The 15416-nt window shown below is 68.2% G+C and carries 13 protein-coding genes; 8 read left to right on the forward strand and 5 right to left on the reverse strand.

Translation table 11 applies throughout. From position 1 onward, the window contains the following. Positions 1-26: 26 nt before the first annotated feature. Positions 27-1325, reverse strand: coding sequence for a glutamyl-tRNA reductase (hemA, locus tag C3Y15_RS16755; RefSeq protein ID WP_011883135.1), 1299 nt, complete (start codon positions 1323-1325; stop codon positions 27-29). Positions 1326-1396: 71 nt separating this feature from the next. Then, positions 1397-2113, reverse strand: coding sequence for a response regulator transcription factor (locus C3Y15_RS16760; RefSeq protein WP_011883136.1), 717 nt, complete (start codon positions 2111-2113; stop codon positions 1397-1399). Positions 2114-2289: 176 nt separating this feature from the next. Between C3Y15_RS16760 and C3Y15_RS16765 the strand changes: the two genes are divergently transcribed. The 4 genes from C3Y15_RS16765 to C3Y15_RS16780 all read left to right on the forward strand — a co-directional run bounded on the left by C3Y15_RS16765 (position 2290) and on the right by C3Y15_RS16780 (position 5623). Next, the gene (locus C3Y15_RS16765; RefSeq protein WP_011883137.1) at positions 2290-2544 is read left to right on the forward strand and encodes a hypothetical protein; all 255 of its coding nucleotides are present in this window, start codon (positions 2290-2292) and stop codon (positions 2542-2544) included. An 18-nt stretch (positions 2545-2562) separates the two neighbouring features. Next, the gene (locus C3Y15_RS16770) at positions 2563-4377 is read left to right on the forward strand and encodes an aminopeptidase P family protein (protein WP_069246129.1); all 1815 of its coding nucleotides are present in this window, start codon (positions 2563-2565) and stop codon (positions 4375-4377) included. A gap of 74 nt (positions 4378-4451) precedes the next feature. Further along, positions 4452-5003, forward strand: a complete 552-nt coding sequence (locus C3Y15_RS16775) for an isochorismatase family protein (protein WP_014722362.1) — start codon at positions 4452-4454, stop codon at positions 5001-5003. After that, complete coding sequence (locus C3Y15_RS16780) at positions 5000-5623, forward strand: HAD-IA family hydrolase (RefSeq protein WP_011883140.1); 624 nt, start codon at positions 5000-5002, stop codon at positions 5621-5623. Before C3Y15_RS16775 ends, C3Y15_RS16780 begins: the two co-directional genes overlap by 4 nt. A gap of 131 nt (positions 5624-5754) precedes the next feature. Here C3Y15_RS16780 and ettA read toward each other — a convergent pair whose 3' ends face one another. Both ettA and C3Y15_RS16790 read right to left on the reverse strand, forming a co-directional pair. After that, positions 5755-7422 carry an energy-dependent translational throttle protein EttA gene (ettA, locus tag C3Y15_RS16785; protein WP_014722364.1) on the reverse strand — a complete coding sequence of 556 codons (1668 nt, stop codon included), beginning with the start codon at positions 7420-7422 and terminating at the stop codon, positions 5755-5757. 187 nt (positions 7423-7609) lie between these two features. Continuing rightward, complete coding sequence (locus C3Y15_RS16790) at positions 7610-7918, reverse strand: DUF3761 domain-containing protein (RefSeq protein ID WP_011883142.1); 309 nt, start codon at positions 7916-7918, stop codon at positions 7610-7612. Positions 7919-8490: 572 nt separating this feature from the next. Between C3Y15_RS16790 and gabP the strand changes: the two genes are divergently transcribed. After that, positions 8491-9882: a GABA permease gene (gabP, locus tag C3Y15_RS16800; RefSeq protein ID WP_011883143.1), complete on the forward strand. Its 1392-nt coding sequence runs from the start codon at positions 8491-8493 to the stop codon at positions 9880-9882. A 164-nt stretch (positions 9883-10046) separates the two neighbouring features. Here gabP and ychF read toward each other — a convergent pair whose 3' ends face one another. Continuing rightward, complete coding sequence (ychF, locus tag C3Y15_RS16805; protein ID WP_011883144.1) at positions 10047-11141, reverse strand: redox-regulated ATPase YchF; 1095 nt, start codon at positions 11139-11141, stop codon at positions 10047-10049. A gap of 248 nt (positions 11142-11389) precedes the next feature. On the opposite strand from ychF, the gene C3Y15_RS16815 reads away from it, so the two are divergent. From C3Y15_RS16815 to C3Y15_RS16825, 3 genes are all read left to right on the forward strand, one after another. Beyond that, positions 11390-12568, forward strand: a complete 1179-nt coding sequence (locus tag C3Y15_RS16815) for a UbiH/UbiF family hydroxylase (protein WP_011883145.1) — start codon at positions 11390-11392, stop codon at positions 12566-12568. A 90-nt stretch (positions 12569-12658) separates the two neighbouring features. Beyond that, complete coding sequence (locus C3Y15_RS16820) at positions 12659-13387, forward strand: DsbC family protein (RefSeq protein ID WP_034193974.1); 729 nt, start codon at positions 12659-12661, stop codon at positions 13385-13387. 115 nt (positions 13388-13502) lie between these two features. Beyond that, positions 13503-15302 carry a PDZ domain-containing protein gene (locus C3Y15_RS16825; protein ID WP_011883147.1) on the forward strand — a complete coding sequence of 600 codons (1800 nt, stop codon included), beginning with the start codon at positions 13503-13505 and terminating at the stop codon, positions 15300-15302. Positions 15303-15416: the final 114 nt, after the last annotated feature.

Genomic DNA, 15416 nt, shown 5'->3' on the forward strand with positions numbered 1-15416 from the left:
CGCCAGCGGCGTCGCGCCGACCGTCGCTAGTGGCCGGACTGGTCGTTCGAGCGCGGCGCGTGCTGGTAGAAGCCGCGCATCAGGTCGATCAGCGAATCGCGATCGGCGCCGCTCACGCGGTTCAGCGCGCTCGTCGGGCCGTGGATCAGCTTGTTGGTGAGCGCCTGCGACAGCGCTTCGAGAACGGCGGCCGGATCGTCGCCGCGTGCGAGCAGCTTTTGTGCCTTCTCGACTTCGGCGCGGCGCAGTGCGTCGGCCTGCGTATGCATGTGACGAATCACCGGCACGACACTGCGCGTGTCGAGCCATTGCATGAAATTCTGCACGCGCGTCTCGATGATCGCCTCGGCCTGGGCGACCGCGGCCTGGCGCGACGCGTTGCCTTCGCGCACGATCGCGCCGAGATCGTCGACCGTGTAGAGGAACACGTCCTTCAGCTTGCCGACTTCGGGCTCGATGTCGCGCGGCACCGCGAGGTCGACCATGAAGATGGGCCGGTGGCGGCGTGCCTTCACCGCGCGCTCGACGGCACCGAGGCCGATGATCGGCAGCGTCGACGCGGTGCACGACACGATGATGTCGAACTCGTGCATGCGCGTCGGCAGGTCCGACAGCGGCATCGCGCGGCCGCCGAAGCGTTCGGCGAGCCGTTGGCCGCGTTCCGCGGTGCGGTTCGCGACGACGAGCTCGCGCGGGCCTTGCGCGGCGAAATGCGTCGCGCATAGCTCGATCATCTCGCCCGCGCCGATGAACAGCACGCGCTGATCCGCCACCTTTTCGAAGATGCGTTGCGCGAGGCGCACCGCCGCGGCGGCCATCGACACCGACTGCGTGCCGATCTCGGTCGTGCCGCGCACTTCCTTCGCGACCGCGAACGTGCGCTGGAACAGCTGGTTCAGATAGGTGCCGAGCGCGCCGGCTTCGGTCGCGGTGCGCACGGCGTCCTTCATCTGGCCCAGAATCTGGGTTTCGCCGAGCACCATCGAATCGAGGCCGGACGCGACGCGGAATGCGTGCCGGACCGCTTCCGATTGCGGCAGCGCGTAGACGTGCGGCGCGAGTTCGTCGACCGGAATCCGGTGGTACTCCGACAGCCAGCGAATCGCCCCGTCGCGCGCGGCGCGATCATGCGTCGCGCAATAGAGCTCGGTGCGGTTGCAGGTGGAGAGGATCGCCGCTTCGGGCGTGTTCGGCGCCTGGGGGCCGAGGAACACGTTCTTGAACGTGACGAGAGCCGGTTTGATCTGCTCGAGCGGAAACGCCACGCGTTCGCGCAAGGCGACAGGCGCAGTGTGGTGATTGATTCCGATCGTGAGGAGTTGCATATCAGGGGCTATCGTTTAGCCCCATATTATAGCGTCTCGGCGATTTCCTCACTCAGCGCGTGGCGGGTACGTCAGCCGGGCGGCGCGCAGGCGGGGGCCTCGACCGGCACGCGGTTGAGCTGATAGCCGTAGCCGTACAGAGGCAGGAGCCGGTAGCCGCGTTCGGGAAGCAACTGCAGCTTGCAGCGCAGCCGTGACGCGTGGGTGTCGAGCGTGCGCGACTTCATGTCGCGGTGACGCGCCCACACCGTTTCGAGGATGTGGGCGCGCGACACCGGCCGGGACAGGTTCGCGAACAGCAACTCGGCGAAGCGAAATTCCTTCGGCGTGAGCGCGACGACCGAATCGCCGAAGCGCACGACGCTGTGGATCACGTCGAACGCGTATTCGCCGAACGTTTCGCGGGCGCGATTCGGCGGCCGCCGCACGCCCGCGCGCCGGCTCAACGCGTTGACGCGCGCCAGCAACTCGGGGCCGCTCACGGGGCGCACGACGCAGTCGTCCGCGCCCGCGTGCAGGCACGACACCACTTCGCTTTCCCGCGCGCGCTGCATCACGGCGATGGCCGGCAGCCCGGGCAGGATCGACTGCGCCCGCGGGATGACTTCCTCGGCCGGGTGATCGCCGGCCCAGTTGCCGGTGATCAGCATGTCGCAGGTGTCGGTGGCGAGCCACTCGAAGAAGTCCGCGCTCGACTCGAACGCGTGGCAGAGGTGACCGCCGGCGAACAGCAGGCGGTTCAGGAGCGCAGCATGGCGCGCCTCCGGATCGATCAGGGCAATTCGCATGAGGATTTCTTCAATACGGCTGCCGGTGCGCGCTTGCCATAACGTCAGGTCGGCCCCTACACTCGAATGTTCGCGGCGCCCGGCTGGTCGGGGGTTTCGATGGATGGATGAGTCGATGCTAGCCGCTGGCAACGTTCACGCCTATGGGACGAATCTGAATTTATAGAAGGCGTCGAATGAACTGGTTTGGAATCATCGTTCTCGGAGCGGCCGTCGGGCTGTTCGGCCGGTGGCTGCACCCGCTGCGGCGCGCAGGCCGGCCGGCATGGTGGATCGCGGTGCTGGTCGGCATCGTGGCCGCCGCCGCCGCGCGCATGGCCGGTAACCTCTCCGGACTGTTTTACGATGGCGAAACGCTCGAATGGCCGGTCTGCACCGGTGTCGCGTTCCTCGCCGTAGCCGTGACGGTCGCCGTGTCGGCCCGTCGCTGAAAGCTCTCAGGTGAAATCATGAATGCCCGTCTCCCCGAAGTCTCGTCGGTGCCGGCCCGCCTCGCGCTGCTGCGCGGTGCGATGGTCCGCGAGGACCTGGCCGCCTATCTGGTGCCGTCCGCCGATCCGCACCTGTCCGAGTACCTGCCCGAGCGCTGGCAGGCGCGCCGCTGGCTGTCCGGGTTCACCGGCTCGGTCGGCACGCTGGTCGTGACCGCCGATTTCGCCGGGCTTTGGGTCGACAGCCGTTACTGGGTGCAGGCAGAGGCCGAGCTTGCCGGCACGGGCGTTCAGCTGATGAAGATGACGAGCGGCCAGCAGAGCGCGCCGCACGTCGACTGGCTCGCGCAGAACGTGCCGGCCGGCGCGACGGTCGGCGTCGACGGCGCGGTGCTCGGCATCGCGGCCGCCCGCGCGCTGACGGCCGCGCTCGACGTACGCGGCATCGCGCTGCGCACCGATCTCGACCTGCTCGACGCGATCTGGCCCGAGCGCCCTGGCTTGCCGGGCGCCGCGGTGTTCGAGCACACGGCGCCGCAGGCCGACACGACGCGCGCCAGCAAGCTCGCCGAAGTGCGCCGCGCGATGCACGCGCAGGGCGCGCAGTGGCACTTCGTGTCGACGCTCGACGATCTCGCGTGGCTGTTCAACCTGCGCGGCGCCGACGTCAACTTCAACCCGGTGTTCGTCGCGCACGCGCTGATCGGCGCCGAGCGCGCGACGTTGTTCGTCGCCGACGGCAAGGTGCCGCCGGCGCTGGCCGCATCGCTCGCGCAGGACGGCGTCGAGGTCCGCGCGTACGACGCCGCGCGCGCGGCGCTCGGTGCGCTGCCCGACGGCGCGAGCCTGCTGATTGACCCGCGCCGCGTCACGTTCGGCACGCTCGAGGCCGTGCCGGCCGGCGTGAAGCTGATCGAGGCCGTGAACCCGTCGACGTTCGCGAAGTCGCGCAAGACGTCCGCCGAGATCGAGCACGTGCGCGTGACGATGGAGCACGACGGCGCCGCACTCGCCGAATTCTTCGCGTGGTTCGAGCAGGCGGTGAACCGCGAGCCGATCACCGAGCTGACGATCGAGGAGCAGCTGACGGCCGCGCGCGCCCGGCGTCCCGGCTACGTGTCGCCGAGCTTCGCGACGATCGCCGGCTTCAACGCGAACGGCGCGATGCCGCATTACCACGCGACGCCCGCGTCGCATGCGACGATCGCCGGCGACGGCCTGCTGCTGATCGACTCGGGCGGACAGTACACGGGCGGCACGACCGACATCACGCGCGTCGTGCCGGTCGGCACGGTCGGCGATCTGCAGCGGCGCGATTTCACGATCGTGCTGAAGTCGATGATGGCGCTGTCGCGCGCGCGCTTCCCGCGCGGCATTCGCTCGCCGATGCTCGATGCGATCGCGCGCGCGCCGATGTGGGCGGCCGGGCTCGACTACGGCCACGGCACCGGTCACGGCGTCGGCTATTTCCTGAACGTGCACGAAGGGCCGCAGGTCATTTCGCACTACGCGCCGGCCGAGCCGCACACGGCGATGGAAGAGGGGATGATCACGTCGATCGAGCCGGGCGTGTACCGGCCCGGCAAATGGGGTATCCGGATCGAGAACCTGGTCGTGAATCGCGCGGCCGGGCAGACCGAATTCGGCGACTTCCTCGCGTTCGAGACGCTCACGCTGTGCCCGATCGACACGCGCTGCGTGCTGATCGAGATGCTGCACGAAGAAGAGCGCGCCTGGCTGAACGCGTATCACGCGAGCGTGCGCGAGCGGGTCGGCCGGCACGTGAGCGGCGATGCGAAGGCCTGGCTCGACGTGCGCACGCAACCGATCTGACCCGGCCCAACGCACGGCAAAGCAGACGCCGCATACCGGCCGCACGGCGGCCGGACCATCACCGAGGGCACGCGATGGCAGACACCGCAGTAATCGTGATCGACATGCAGCGCGGGCTGCTGCAGCGGGCGCGGCCCGCGTACCGGCTCGACGACGTCGTGGCGGGCATCAACCGCCTGACTGCGGCCGCGCGCGCGGCGAATGCGCCCGTGTGCTTCGTGCAGCACGACGGCGACGCGGACGACGACATCGTGCCCGGCACACCCGGCTGGGAACTGCACGACGCGCTGAGCGTCGGCCCCGCCGACTGGCGCATCCGCAAGCAGATGAGCGATGCGTTCCACGACACGCCGCTCGCCGCGCAGCTCGACGGGCACGGCATCCGGTCGGTGCTGATCTGCGGCTATGCGACCGAGTTCTGCGTCGATGCGGCCGCGCGCCGCGCGGCGCTGCTCGGCTACCGGACGAGCGTCGTGTCGGACCTGCATACGACCAACGAGCGCACGCATCTGTCGGCCGCGCAGATCGTCGCGCACCATCAGTTCGTGTGGGAAAACAGCACGCTGTCGGGCAACGCGGTGACGCCGCGTCCGCTCGCGGACGTGCTCGCAACGGAGTTCGCATGACGATCAAGGCAGTGGTATTCGATTTCGGCGGCGTGCTGATCGACTGGAGCCCCGAGTATCTGTACCGGCAACTGATTCCCGACGAAGCGCAGCGCCGCTGGTTCCTCACGCACGTGTGCGCGATGGACTGGGTGGTCCGCCAGGACGGCGGGCAGACGATCGACGAAGGAACCGACGAACTCGTCGCGAAGTTTCCGGAACACGAGGCGCTGATTCGCGCGTTCTACGCACGCTGGCACGAGATGATCGGCGGCGTGCTCGAAGAAGGCGCGGCGCTGGTCGAGCGGCTCGATGCGCAGCGCATGCCGCTGTTCGGGCTGACCAATTGGTCGGCGCAGACGTTTCCGTATGCGTGGGACAACTTCCCGGTGCTGCGACGCTTCAAGGACATCGTCGTGTCGGGCCACGTGAAGCTCGTGAAGCCCGATCCGGCGATCTACCGCGCAATGCACGCGCGGATCGAACCGCATCTGCCGGGTGTCGCGCCGCATGAACTCGTGTTCATCGACGACAACGCGAACAACGCGGCGGCCGCGACCGCGCTCGGCTGGCACGGCATCCATCACACGAGCGCGGCGGCGACCGAGGCGCGCCTGCGCGAGCTGGGCGCGCTCACGTAGGCGAGCGTCGGGCGTTGAGCCAATAGAAAAGCGGGCCAGTGGCCCGCTTTCGTTTTGGCGATCCCGAAGCGGCGGCGCGGGCGTGCGGCCCCGCGTTGCCGCGCACCGCGCCGGACGCCGCCCCGTGCCGATCAGCGGCTGATCGGCTTGTAGCGCAGACGCTTCGGCTTCGCCGCTTCCTCGCCGAGGCGCGCACGCTTGTCGGCTTCGTACTCCTGGTAGTTGCCGTCGAAGAACGTGACCTGCGAATCGCCTTCGAAGGCGAGGATGTGCGTCGCGATCCGGTCGAGGAACCAGCGATCGTGCGAGATCACCAGCACCGAGCCCGCGAACTCCAGCAGCGCGTCTTCCAGCGCGCGCAGCGTTTCGACATCGAGGTCGTTCGACGGTTCGTCGAGCAGCAGCACGTTACCGCCGGAGATCAGCGTCTTCGCGAGGTGCAGGCGGCCGCGCTCGCCGCCCGACAGGTTGCCGACGATCTTCTGCTGGTCGCCGCCCTTGAAGTTGAAGCGGCCGATGTACGCGCGCGACGGCGTTTCGTACTTGCCGACCGTCAGCACGTCGGCGCCGCCGGAGATTTCCTCGAACACCGTCTTCGAGCCGTCGAGCGCATCGCGGCTCTGGTCGACGTACGCGAGCTTCACCGTCGGCCCGAGCACGACTTCGCCGGAATCCGGCTGCTCCTTGCCGGTCAGCATCTTGAACAGCGTCGACTTGCCGGCGCCGTTCGGGCCGATGATGCCGACGATCGCGCCGGCCGGGATCTTCAGGCTCAGGTTGTCGATCAGCAGGCGATCGCCGAACGACTTGCTGACGTTCTTGAACTCGATCACTTCATTGCCGAGGCGATCGCCGACCGGAATGAAGATTTCCTGCGTTTCGTTGCGCTTCTGGTATTCCTGGCTGTTCAGTTCCTCGAAGCGCGCGATCCGCGCCTTCGACTTCGCCTGACGGCCCTTCGGGTTCTGGCGCACCCACTCCAGTTCCTTCTTGATCGCCTTTTGGCGCGCCGATTCCGACGCTTCCTCCTGCTTCAGGCGCTCTTCCTTCTGGTCGAGCCAGCTGCTGTAGTTGCCCTTCCACGGAATGCCGTGGCCGCGGTCGAGTTCGAGAATCCACTCGGCCGCGTTGTCGAGGAAGTAGCGATCGTGCGTGACGGCGACGACGGTGCCGGGGAAGCGCACCAGGAACTGCTCGAGCCAGTCGACCGACTCGGCGTCGAGGTGGTTGGTCGGCTCGTCGAGCAGCAGCATGTCGGGCTTTTCGAGCAGCAGCTTGCACAGCGCGACGCGGCGCTTTTCGCCGCCCGACAGGTGTTCGATCTTCGCGTCCCACGGCGGCAGACGCAGCGCGTCGGCGGCCACTTCGAGCTGCTGCTCGGGGCTGCCGCCGTCGCTCGACGCGAGGATCGCTTCGTATTTGGCCTGCTCGGCCGCGAGCGCGTCGAAGTCGGCGTCGGGTTCCGCATACGCGGCGTAGATTTCCTCGAGCTTCTTGTTCGCCTGGAACAGGTCGCCGAGGCCGTCCTCGACCGCCTCGCGCACCGTCTTCGTCGGGTCGAGCTGCGGTTCCTGCGGCAGATAGCCGATGTTCAGGTTCGGCATCGGCGTCGCTTCGCCTTCGATGTCCTTGTCGACGCCCGCCATGATGCGGATCAGCGTCGACTTGCCCGAGCCGTTCAGGCCGAGCACGCCGATCTTCGCGCCCGGAAAGAACGACAGCGAGATGTCCTTCAGGATCTGGCGCTTGGGCGGCACGATCTTGCCGACCCGGTTCATCGTGAAAACGTATTGGGCCATTTGGGTGTGAAAGTCAGAGGGTTGAGACTGCCGCGCGGCGCATGGGCGAGCGTGGCGTCGGATGAGTCGGTACGGAGCGCGCGGCGCGCGGCGCGGCCGTGGCGCCGCGTGGCGGCGGCGCGAGCGCGTATTGTACTTCGCCGCCGCCTGCCGCTGGCGCGGCGCCGGCCATTCGGCCGACCCGCCTTCACAACCATGCGGCGACGCCGCCGTGCCCCGAACACGTGCCGCGCCGATGGCGGCTGAAGCTGTACGTGCCGTCGCGGCAACGTGCGCTCGCGCCGTCGGGCACGCGGCCCGATCTCGAATGCGCGGGCGCATGCACGGTGTCGCCGTCGCGATTGCGGTACGTGTCGTGCCGGTCGAGATCCGCTTCGCTGCCGTAACCGGGCGACGCGCGATACGCGTGTGCGGCGGGCGGCAGCGCGATGCACGCGACGAACAGCGCGGCCGCGACGGTCGCGATGCGGGTAGCGCGGCGCAGCGTGGCGGGCATGGTGGTTCTCCGGATGAGGTGGTCGATGGCGGCTCGCAGGTCGAGCGGGCGGGGCGCGAAGCATTGCCGCGGACCGCGCGCCGACGCCGCGATGCTACGCGAAGGCCGTCGCCGCTGCCGCGAACCGGCACGCGGCAACGCTCGCGTCGCCCGTCTGCCGCACGATAGGGTGACGGCCCCATGGCGAGCGCCCGATAGCGCGCTCGCGCCGCTCGCCCGGCCGCCGAACCGACACCAAGCGTTGCATCGACGACCATCGATGCAACCAGTGGTTCCATCGAAATTCTTCAATTGGTTCTTAGTTCAGAACCGTTTGATGCTTACACTCCTTCGCTTCGAAGGCGGCCGACCGACGGCCGACGGAACGGGCGCACGCGATGCGCCGGCGCGCTGAGCGCCGCATCGCACCCGCAGCTTCGCAGACTGCGTCGCGCACCGACCAGACCGGCCGATCCGGCTCCTGGTCCGCATGCGACGCATGCGCGGCGGGCAGCGGATACAACAACGACAACTCCCTCGCCGCCTTCATGCCACAACCGGTCGTACCGGCACCGTTTTTTGGAGAGAGACATATGAGTGGAAGCAACACAGGCCTCGGCACGGGTCTGAAACAGCGGCACGTGACGATGATGTCGATTGCCGGCGTCATCGGCGCGGGCTTGTTCGTGGGCTCCGGCCACGCCATCGCGGAGGCCGGCCCGGCTTCCATCCTCGCGTATGCGATCGCGGGCGTGCTGGTCGTGCTGGTGATGCGCATGCTCGGCGAGATGGCCGTCGCGCATCCGGACAGCGGTTCGTTCTCGACCTATGCCGATCGCGCGATCGGCCATTGGGCCGGCTTCTCGATCGGCTGGCTGTACTGGTGGTTCTGGGTGCTGGTGATTCCGATCGAGGCAACGGCCGCCGCGACCATTCTCAATGCGTGGTTCCCCGGCGTCGCGACCTGGATCTTCGCGCTCGGCATCACGCTGCTGCTGACGATCACCAATCTCTTTTCGGTCAAGAACTACGGCGAATTCGAATTCTGGTTCGCGCTGATCAAGGTGGTCGCGATCGTCGTGTTCCTGTGCATCGGCGGTGCCGCGATCCTCGGCATCGTTCCGGCGCCGGCGGTGTCGGGCGTGTCGAACCTGTTCGCGCATCAGGGCTTCATGCCGAACGGCGCGGGCGCGGTGCTGGCTGCGATGCTGACGACGATGTTCTCGTTCCTCGGCACCGAGATCGTGACGATCGCGGCCGCGGAATCGGACAACCCGCAGCGCCAGATCGTCCGCGCGACGAACTCGGTGATCTGGCGTATCACGCTGTTCTACCTCGGCTCGATTCTCGTCGTCGCCGCCATCGTGCCGTGGAACGATCCGCTGCTGCCGAAGCACGGCTCGTATCAGCGTGCGATGGAGCTGATCGGCGTGCCGAACGCGAAGGCAATCATCGACGTGATCGTGCTGGTGTCGGTCGCGAGCTGCCTGAATTCGGCGCTGTACACGGCGTCGCGGATGCTGTTCTCGCTGTCCAAGCGCAAGGACGCGCCCGCGTTCCTGCACCGCACCGATTCGACCGGCACGCCGCGCGCGGCCGTGCTGGCGTCGACCGCGTTCGGCTTCCTGACGGTGATCGCGAACTATCTGATGCCGGAGCAGGTGTTCGGCTTCCTGCTCGCGACCTCGGGCGCGATCGCGCTGCTCGTGTATCTCGTGATCGCGATCTCGCAGTTGCGGATGCGCAAGACGCTCGAATCGACCGGCGCGGACCTGGCGCTGCGGATGTGGCTGTTCCCGTGGCTCACGTGGGCGGTGATCCTGTTCATCTGCGGCACGCTGACCGTGATGTTCGTGAGCGAGGCGCACCGGATGGAAGTGGGCGCGACGGCCGTGCTGGCGCTGCTGGTGCTGTTCGCTTCGTGGCTGAACAAGCGTGCGCGTGACGCGCGCGCGGTGGCCGGCGGGCGAGTGTCGGCGACTTGACGACGTGACGACCGGATGGCGGGCGCGCTGCCCGCCGCCGGCACGCGGGCAGGCCGCGTGATGAAAATGGGCCGATCGGCACTTGCCGATCGGCCCATTTGCGTTTCGCGACGGATCCGCGTGGCGCGATGCCGGGGCGCTCGCCCGGCATCGGCGGTCAGGTATCAGACGTTGAACAGGAAGTTCATCACATCGCCGTCGTGCACGACGTATTCCTTGCCTTCCGCGCGCATCTTGCCGGCTTCCTTCGCACCCTGTTCGCCCTTGTACGCGACGAAGTCGTCGAACGAGATCGTCTGCGCGCGGATGAAGCCGCGCTCGAAGTCGGTGTGGATCACGCCGGCCGCCTGCGGCGCCGTGTCGCCGATATGGATCGTCCACGCGCGCACTTCCTTCACGCCCGCGGTGAAGTAGGTCTGCAGGCCCAGCAGCTTGAAGCCCGCGCGGATCACGCGGTCGAGGCCCGGCTCTTCCATGCCCATGTCCGCGAGGAACGCTTCCTTGTCGGCGTCGTCGAGATCGGCGATTTCCGCCTCGATCGCGGCGCACACGGCGACCACCGGCGAGTTCTCGCTTTCCGCGTACTTGCGCACCGCTTCGAGGTGCGGGTTGTTGTCGAAGCCGTCGTCCTTGACGTTCGCGACGTACATCGCGGGCTTCGCCGTGATCAGGCAGAACGGCTTGAGCAGCGCCTGCTCGTCGTCCGACAGGTCGAGGCTGCGCACGGCCTTGCCCTGGTCGAGCTGCGCGCGCACTTTCTCGAGCACCGCCGCGAGCTTCACCGCTTCCTTGTCGTTGCCCGACTTCGCGGCCTTCGAGTAGCGCGTGAGCGCCTTCTCGACGGTGCCGAGATCGGCGAGCGCGAGCTCGGTGTTGATCACTTCGATGTCGTCGATCGGGCTGACCTTGCCGGCGACGTGGATCACGTTGTCGTCTTCGAAGCAGCGCACGACGTGCGTGATCGCGTCGGTTTCGCGGATGTTCGCGAGGAACTGGTTGCCGAGGCCTTCGCCCTTGCTCGCGCCGGCGACGAGGCCCGCGATGTCGACGAATTCGACGACGGCCGGCAGGACGCGCTCGGGCTTCACGATTTCGGCCAGCGCCTTCAGGCGCGTGTCGGGGACTTCGACGATGCCGACGTTCGGCTCGATCGTGCAGAACGGGTAGTTCTCGGCGGCGATGCCGGCCTTCGTCAACGCATTGAACAGTGTGGACTTGCCGACGTTGGGCAAGCCGACGATGCCGCATTTGAGGCTCATGGAATCCTTCGGACGGGTGGGGCGGCGCGGCCGGACGGAGCGCGGCGGCGCGGGAAAATAGGGACGGCCGGCGCGCGAGGCGCGGCGGGCCGACGTTCAAAGGCGCTATTGTACCGTGCCGACGCCCCGGTTTCCGGCCTTGGCCGGAACGCCCCGACGCGACCGGCCGCCGCATTGGCGCAGCCACGGGCGATTCTGCTGATTTCCCGCAAAGTCCGGCCGCGTAAGGGCTCGGCCCCGCGGCTATAATGCGCGCCATGACTGCCCACCACACCTTCGACGTCGCCGTGGTCGGCGGCGGGCTCGTCGGCAAGACGGCCGCGCTCGCGCTGACCCAGTCCGGCTACAAGACCGCGTTGCTCGCCCAGCCGGCGACCCCGCGCCCCGCCGATCTCGCGTTCGATACGCGCATCTACGCGCTGTCCTCCAGTTCGCAGGCGTTGCTCGAACGGCTGCGGGTCTGGCAGGCGCTCGACCACGGGCGGCTCGCGCCGGTGTACGACATGCGCGTGTACGGCGATGCCCACGCGGAGCTGCATTTCTCCGCGTACCAGGCGTCGGTGCCGCAGCTCGCATGGATCGTCGAATCGTCGCTGATCGAGACGTCGCTCGACGCCGCGCTGCGGTTCCAGCCGAATCTCACGTGGTTCGACGCGCGCGCACAGGGCTTCGACGTGCGCGACGATGCGGCCGTCCTGACGCTGTCGTCCGGGCACGTGGTCGAGGCGGACCTCGTGGTCGGCGCGGACGGCGCCCATTCGTGGGTGCGCTCCCAAATGGGCGCCAAGGTCGAGCGCCGCGATTACCGGCAGACGGGCGTCGTCGCGAACTTCAAGGCGTCGCTGCCGCACCGCGAGACCGCGTACCAGTGGTTCCACGAAGGCGAGATCATCGCGTTGTTGCCGCTGCCCGACGGCCACGTGTCGCTCGTGTGGTCCGCGCAGACCGCGCACGCCGATCAGCTGCTCGCGCTCGATCCCGCGCAGCTCGCCGCCGAAGTCGAACGCGTGTCGCACGGTCAGGTCGGCACGCTCGAATGCGTGACGCCGGCGGCCGGTTTCCCGCTCGCGCTGCAGACGGTCGACAAGCTGATCGCGCCGCGCGTCGCGCTCGTCGGCGACGCCGCGCATCTGATCCACCCGCTCGCGGGGCAGGGGATGAACCTCGGGCTGCGCGACGTCGCGTCGCTCGCCGATGCGATCGCGAGCAAGGAGAGCTTCCGCAACCTCGGCGATACGGTGCTGCTGCGCCGCTACGAGCGCGCGCGCCGCGAGGACATCCGCGCGCTGATGGTCGCGACCGACGGGCTGCAGCGGCTGTTCTCGGTGCCCGGCCCGCTCGCGAAGGCGGTGCGCAACGCGGGCATGGCGTTCGTCGGCGCGCAGCCGCTCGTGAAGCGCTGGCTGGTGTCGGCCGCGCTCGGCTGATCGAACCCTCGCATGGCGGTCCTGTCGGACAGGTGCCCGTTACGGCGTACACTGTGACGTGCACTTCGATTGAGCTGAAGGACCAACCCGATGAAAAGAACGATCCGCATCGCCTCGCTGGCGCTCGCCGTCACGATGGCGACGCTTGGCTGTACCGCGCAGGCCGACCAAACCACCGACAAGCTGAAAGCCACGCTGCAGGCGCGTCTCGGCAGCGACGCGCCGATCAAGAGCGTGTCGAAATCGCCGGTCGCGGGCCTCTACGAGGTGAACCTCGGCTCGCAGATCATCTATAGCGACGCAGCGGGCGACTACGTGCTGCTCGGTGATCTCGTCGACACCAAGACGCACAAGAACCTGACCGACGCACGCCTGTCCGATCTGAACCGGATCGATTTCGCGAGCCTGCCGTTCGCGAACGCGATCAAGGTCGTGAAGGGCAACGGCGCACGCAAGATCGCGGTGTTCTCCGACCCCAACTGCCCGTACTGCAAGCGGCTCGAGACGACGCTGCAGTCGATCGACAACGTGACCGTCTACACGTTCCTGTACCCGGTGCTGTCGCCGGATTCGACCGCGAAGTCGAAGGCGATCTGGTGCGCGAGCGATCGCGCGAAGACGTGGGAAAGCTGGATGATCGACCATCGCGCGCCGTCCGGCGCCGGCACCTGCGACACCACCGCGCTCGACAAGAACCTCGCGCTCGGCCACGGGATGAACGTCACCGGCACGCCGACGATCTTCCTGCCGGACGGTCGCCGCCTGCCGGGCGCCGTTTCGGCCGAGCAGTTGAACCAGGCGCTCGCGTCGAGCAAGTAACCGACCGACACGCCGGGCCGCAACGCCCGGCCAGCGAGGGGCGCCCGCGACACCCGCCGGCGCCTCTCGTCGTTTTCGCCGCCTTATCCCGTTCGATCTCCGACCGATTGCCACGATGACCCAGCCGATCCGCTATTCGATTGCCCCGAAAGATCTTGCCGCGCACCTGTTCGAAGTCTCGGTGACGGTCGCCGACCCCGATCCCGCAGGCCAGCGCTTCGCGCTGCCGGTCTGGATTCCGGGCAGCTATCTCGTGCGCGAGTTCGCACGCAACATCGTCACGCTCGCCGCGTTCAACGACGCCGGCCGCAAGGTGCGGATCGCCAAGACCGACAAGAACACGTGGCAGGCCGCGCCGGTGAGCGGCGCGCTGACGCTGCGCTACGACGTCTATGCGTGGGACCTGTCGGTGCGCTCCGCGTATCTCGACGAAGCGGGCGGCTTCTTCAACGCCACCGCGGTGTTTCTGAGCGTCGCCGGCCGCGAGGACGCACCGTGCGAGGTCGACATCGCGAAGCCGGCCGGCCCGGCGTTCCGCACGTGGCGCGTCGGCACGTCGCTGCCCGAGGCGCGCGGCACGCGGCGGTACGGGTTCGGCGCCTATCGCGCGGCGAACTATGACGAATTGGCCGACCATCCGGTCACGATCGGCGAATTCGCGCTGGCGACGTTCGAAGCGCACGGCGTGCCGCACGACATCGTGATCGCCGGGCGCGTGACGCAGCTCGACATGGAGCGCCTGCGTACCGACCTCAAGCGCGTGTGCGAAGCGCAGATCGCGCTGTTCGAGCCGAAGTCGAAGAAGGCGCCGATGGACCGCTACGTGTTCATGACCCTCGCGGTCAGCGACGGCTACGGCGGCCTCGAGCACCGTGCGTCGACCGCGCTGATCTGCAACCGCACCGACCTGCCGGTGAAGGGACGGCCGGAAACGACCGAGGGCTATCGTACCTACCTCGGCCTGTGCAGCCACGAATACTTCCACACGTGGAACGTGAAGCGCATCAAGCCGGCCGCGTTCGTGCCGTACGACCTCGGGCGCGAGAACTACACGTCGCTGCTGTGGCTGTTCGAGGGCTTCACGTCGTATTACGACGACCTGATGCTGGTGCGCAGCGGGCTGATGTCGCAGGACGAATACTTCGCCGCGCTCGGCCGCACCATCGGCGGCGTGCTGCGCGGCACGGGCCGCCTGAAGCAGAGCGTCGCCGACAGCTCGTTCGACGCGTGGATCAAGTATTACCGGCAGGACGAGAACGCGACCAACGCGATCGTCAGCTACTACACGAAGGGTTCGCTCGTCGCGCTCGCGTTCGATCTGGCGATTCGCGCGCAAACGCGCAACCGCAAGTCGCTCGACGACGTGATGCGCCTGCTGTGGCAGCGCTACGGGCGCGACTTCTATCGCGGCAAGCAGGCGGGCGTCGGCGAGGACGAAGTCGACGCGCTGATCGAGGAAGCCACCGGCGTCGCGCTCGGCCGCCTGTTCGCCGACGCCGTGCACGGCACGCGCGACCTGCCGCTCGCCGAACTGTTCGCGCCGTTCGGCGTGACGCTCGTGCCGGAAGTCGCGAACGGCGCGGCCGCGAAGCCGAGCATCGGCGCGCGCCTGCGCGGCGGCGCGGACTGCACGCTGGCGGCCGTCTACGAAGGCGGCGGCGCGCACCGCGCAGGGCTGTCGGCCGGCGACACGCTGATCGCGCTCGACGGCCTGCGCATCACCGGCACGAACCTCGACGCGCTGCTCGCGCGCTACCGGCCGGGCGACAAGGTCGAGATCCACGCGTTCCGGCGCGACGAGCTGCGGACCGTGAAGCTGAAGCTCGACGGCCCGGACGTCACGCGCTACCGGCTGACCGCGGCCGCGAAGCCGGCCGCCGCGCGCAACGCCCGGGAAGCCTGGCTGAACGGCTGAGCGCAGGCGGGCTGCGCCCAACCGGCGGCCGATTGTTCTGCTGATGCAACAATCCGTCGCCGGAGCCCCGCTTTTTCGCGACGATGTGGCCACGCACAATGGCGTCACTCGCGC

This window comes from Burkholderia sp. B10, from assembly GCF_004368385.1.
GTDB classification, from domain to species: domain Bacteria; phylum Pseudomonadota; class Gammaproteobacteria; order Burkholderiales; family Burkholderiaceae; genus Burkholderia; species Burkholderia vietnamiensis.

Excerpts from the sequence above, each read along its gene's own strand:
- hemA (WP_011883135.1), bottom strand. The coding sequence starts at position 1,325 with ATGCAACTCCTCACGATCGGAATCAATCACCACACTGCGCCTGTCGCC.
- C3Y15_RS16760 (WP_011883136.1), bottom strand. The coding sequence starts at position 2,113 with ATGCGAATTGCCCTGATCGATCCGGAGGCGCGCCATGCTGCGCTCCTG.
- C3Y15_RS16765 (WP_011883137.1), top strand. The coding sequence starts at position 2,290 with ATGAACTGGTTTGGAATCATCGTTCTCGGAGCGGCCGTCGGGCTGTTC.
- C3Y15_RS16770 (WP_069246129.1), top strand. The coding sequence starts at position 2,563 with ATGAATGCCCGTCTCCCCGAAGTCTCGTCGGTGCCGGCCCGCCTCGCG.
- C3Y15_RS16775 (WP_014722362.1), top strand. The coding sequence starts at position 4,452 with ATGGCAGACACCGCAGTAATCGTGATCGACATGCAGCGCGGGCTGCTG.
- C3Y15_RS16780 (WP_011883140.1), top strand. The coding sequence starts at position 5,000 with ATGACGATCAAGGCAGTGGTATTCGATTTCGGCGGCGTGCTGATCGAC.
- ettA (WP_014722364.1), bottom strand. The coding sequence starts at position 7,422 with ATGGCCCAATACGTTTTCACGATGAACCGGGTCGGCAAGATCGTGCCG.
- C3Y15_RS16790 (WP_011883142.1), bottom strand. The coding sequence starts at position 7,918 with ATGCCCGCCACGCTGCGCCGCGCTACCCGCATCGCGACCGTCGCGGCC.
- gabP (WP_011883143.1), top strand. The coding sequence starts at position 8,491 with ATGAGTGGAAGCAACACAGGCCTCGGCACGGGTCTGAAACAGCGGCAC.
- ychF (WP_011883144.1), bottom strand. The coding sequence starts at position 11,141 with ATGAGCCTCAAATGCGGCATCGTCGGCTTGCCCAACGTCGGCAAGTCC.
- C3Y15_RS16815 (WP_011883145.1), top strand. The coding sequence starts at position 11,390 with ATGCGCGCCATGACTGCCCACCACACCTTCGACGTCGCCGTGGTCGGC.
- C3Y15_RS16820 (WP_034193974.1), top strand. The coding sequence starts at position 12,659 with ATGAAAAGAACGATCCGCATCGCCTCGCTGGCGCTCGCCGTCACGATG.
- C3Y15_RS16825 (WP_011883147.1), top strand. The coding sequence starts at position 13,503 with ATGACCCAGCCGATCCGCTATTCGATTGCCCCGAAAGATCTTGCCGCG.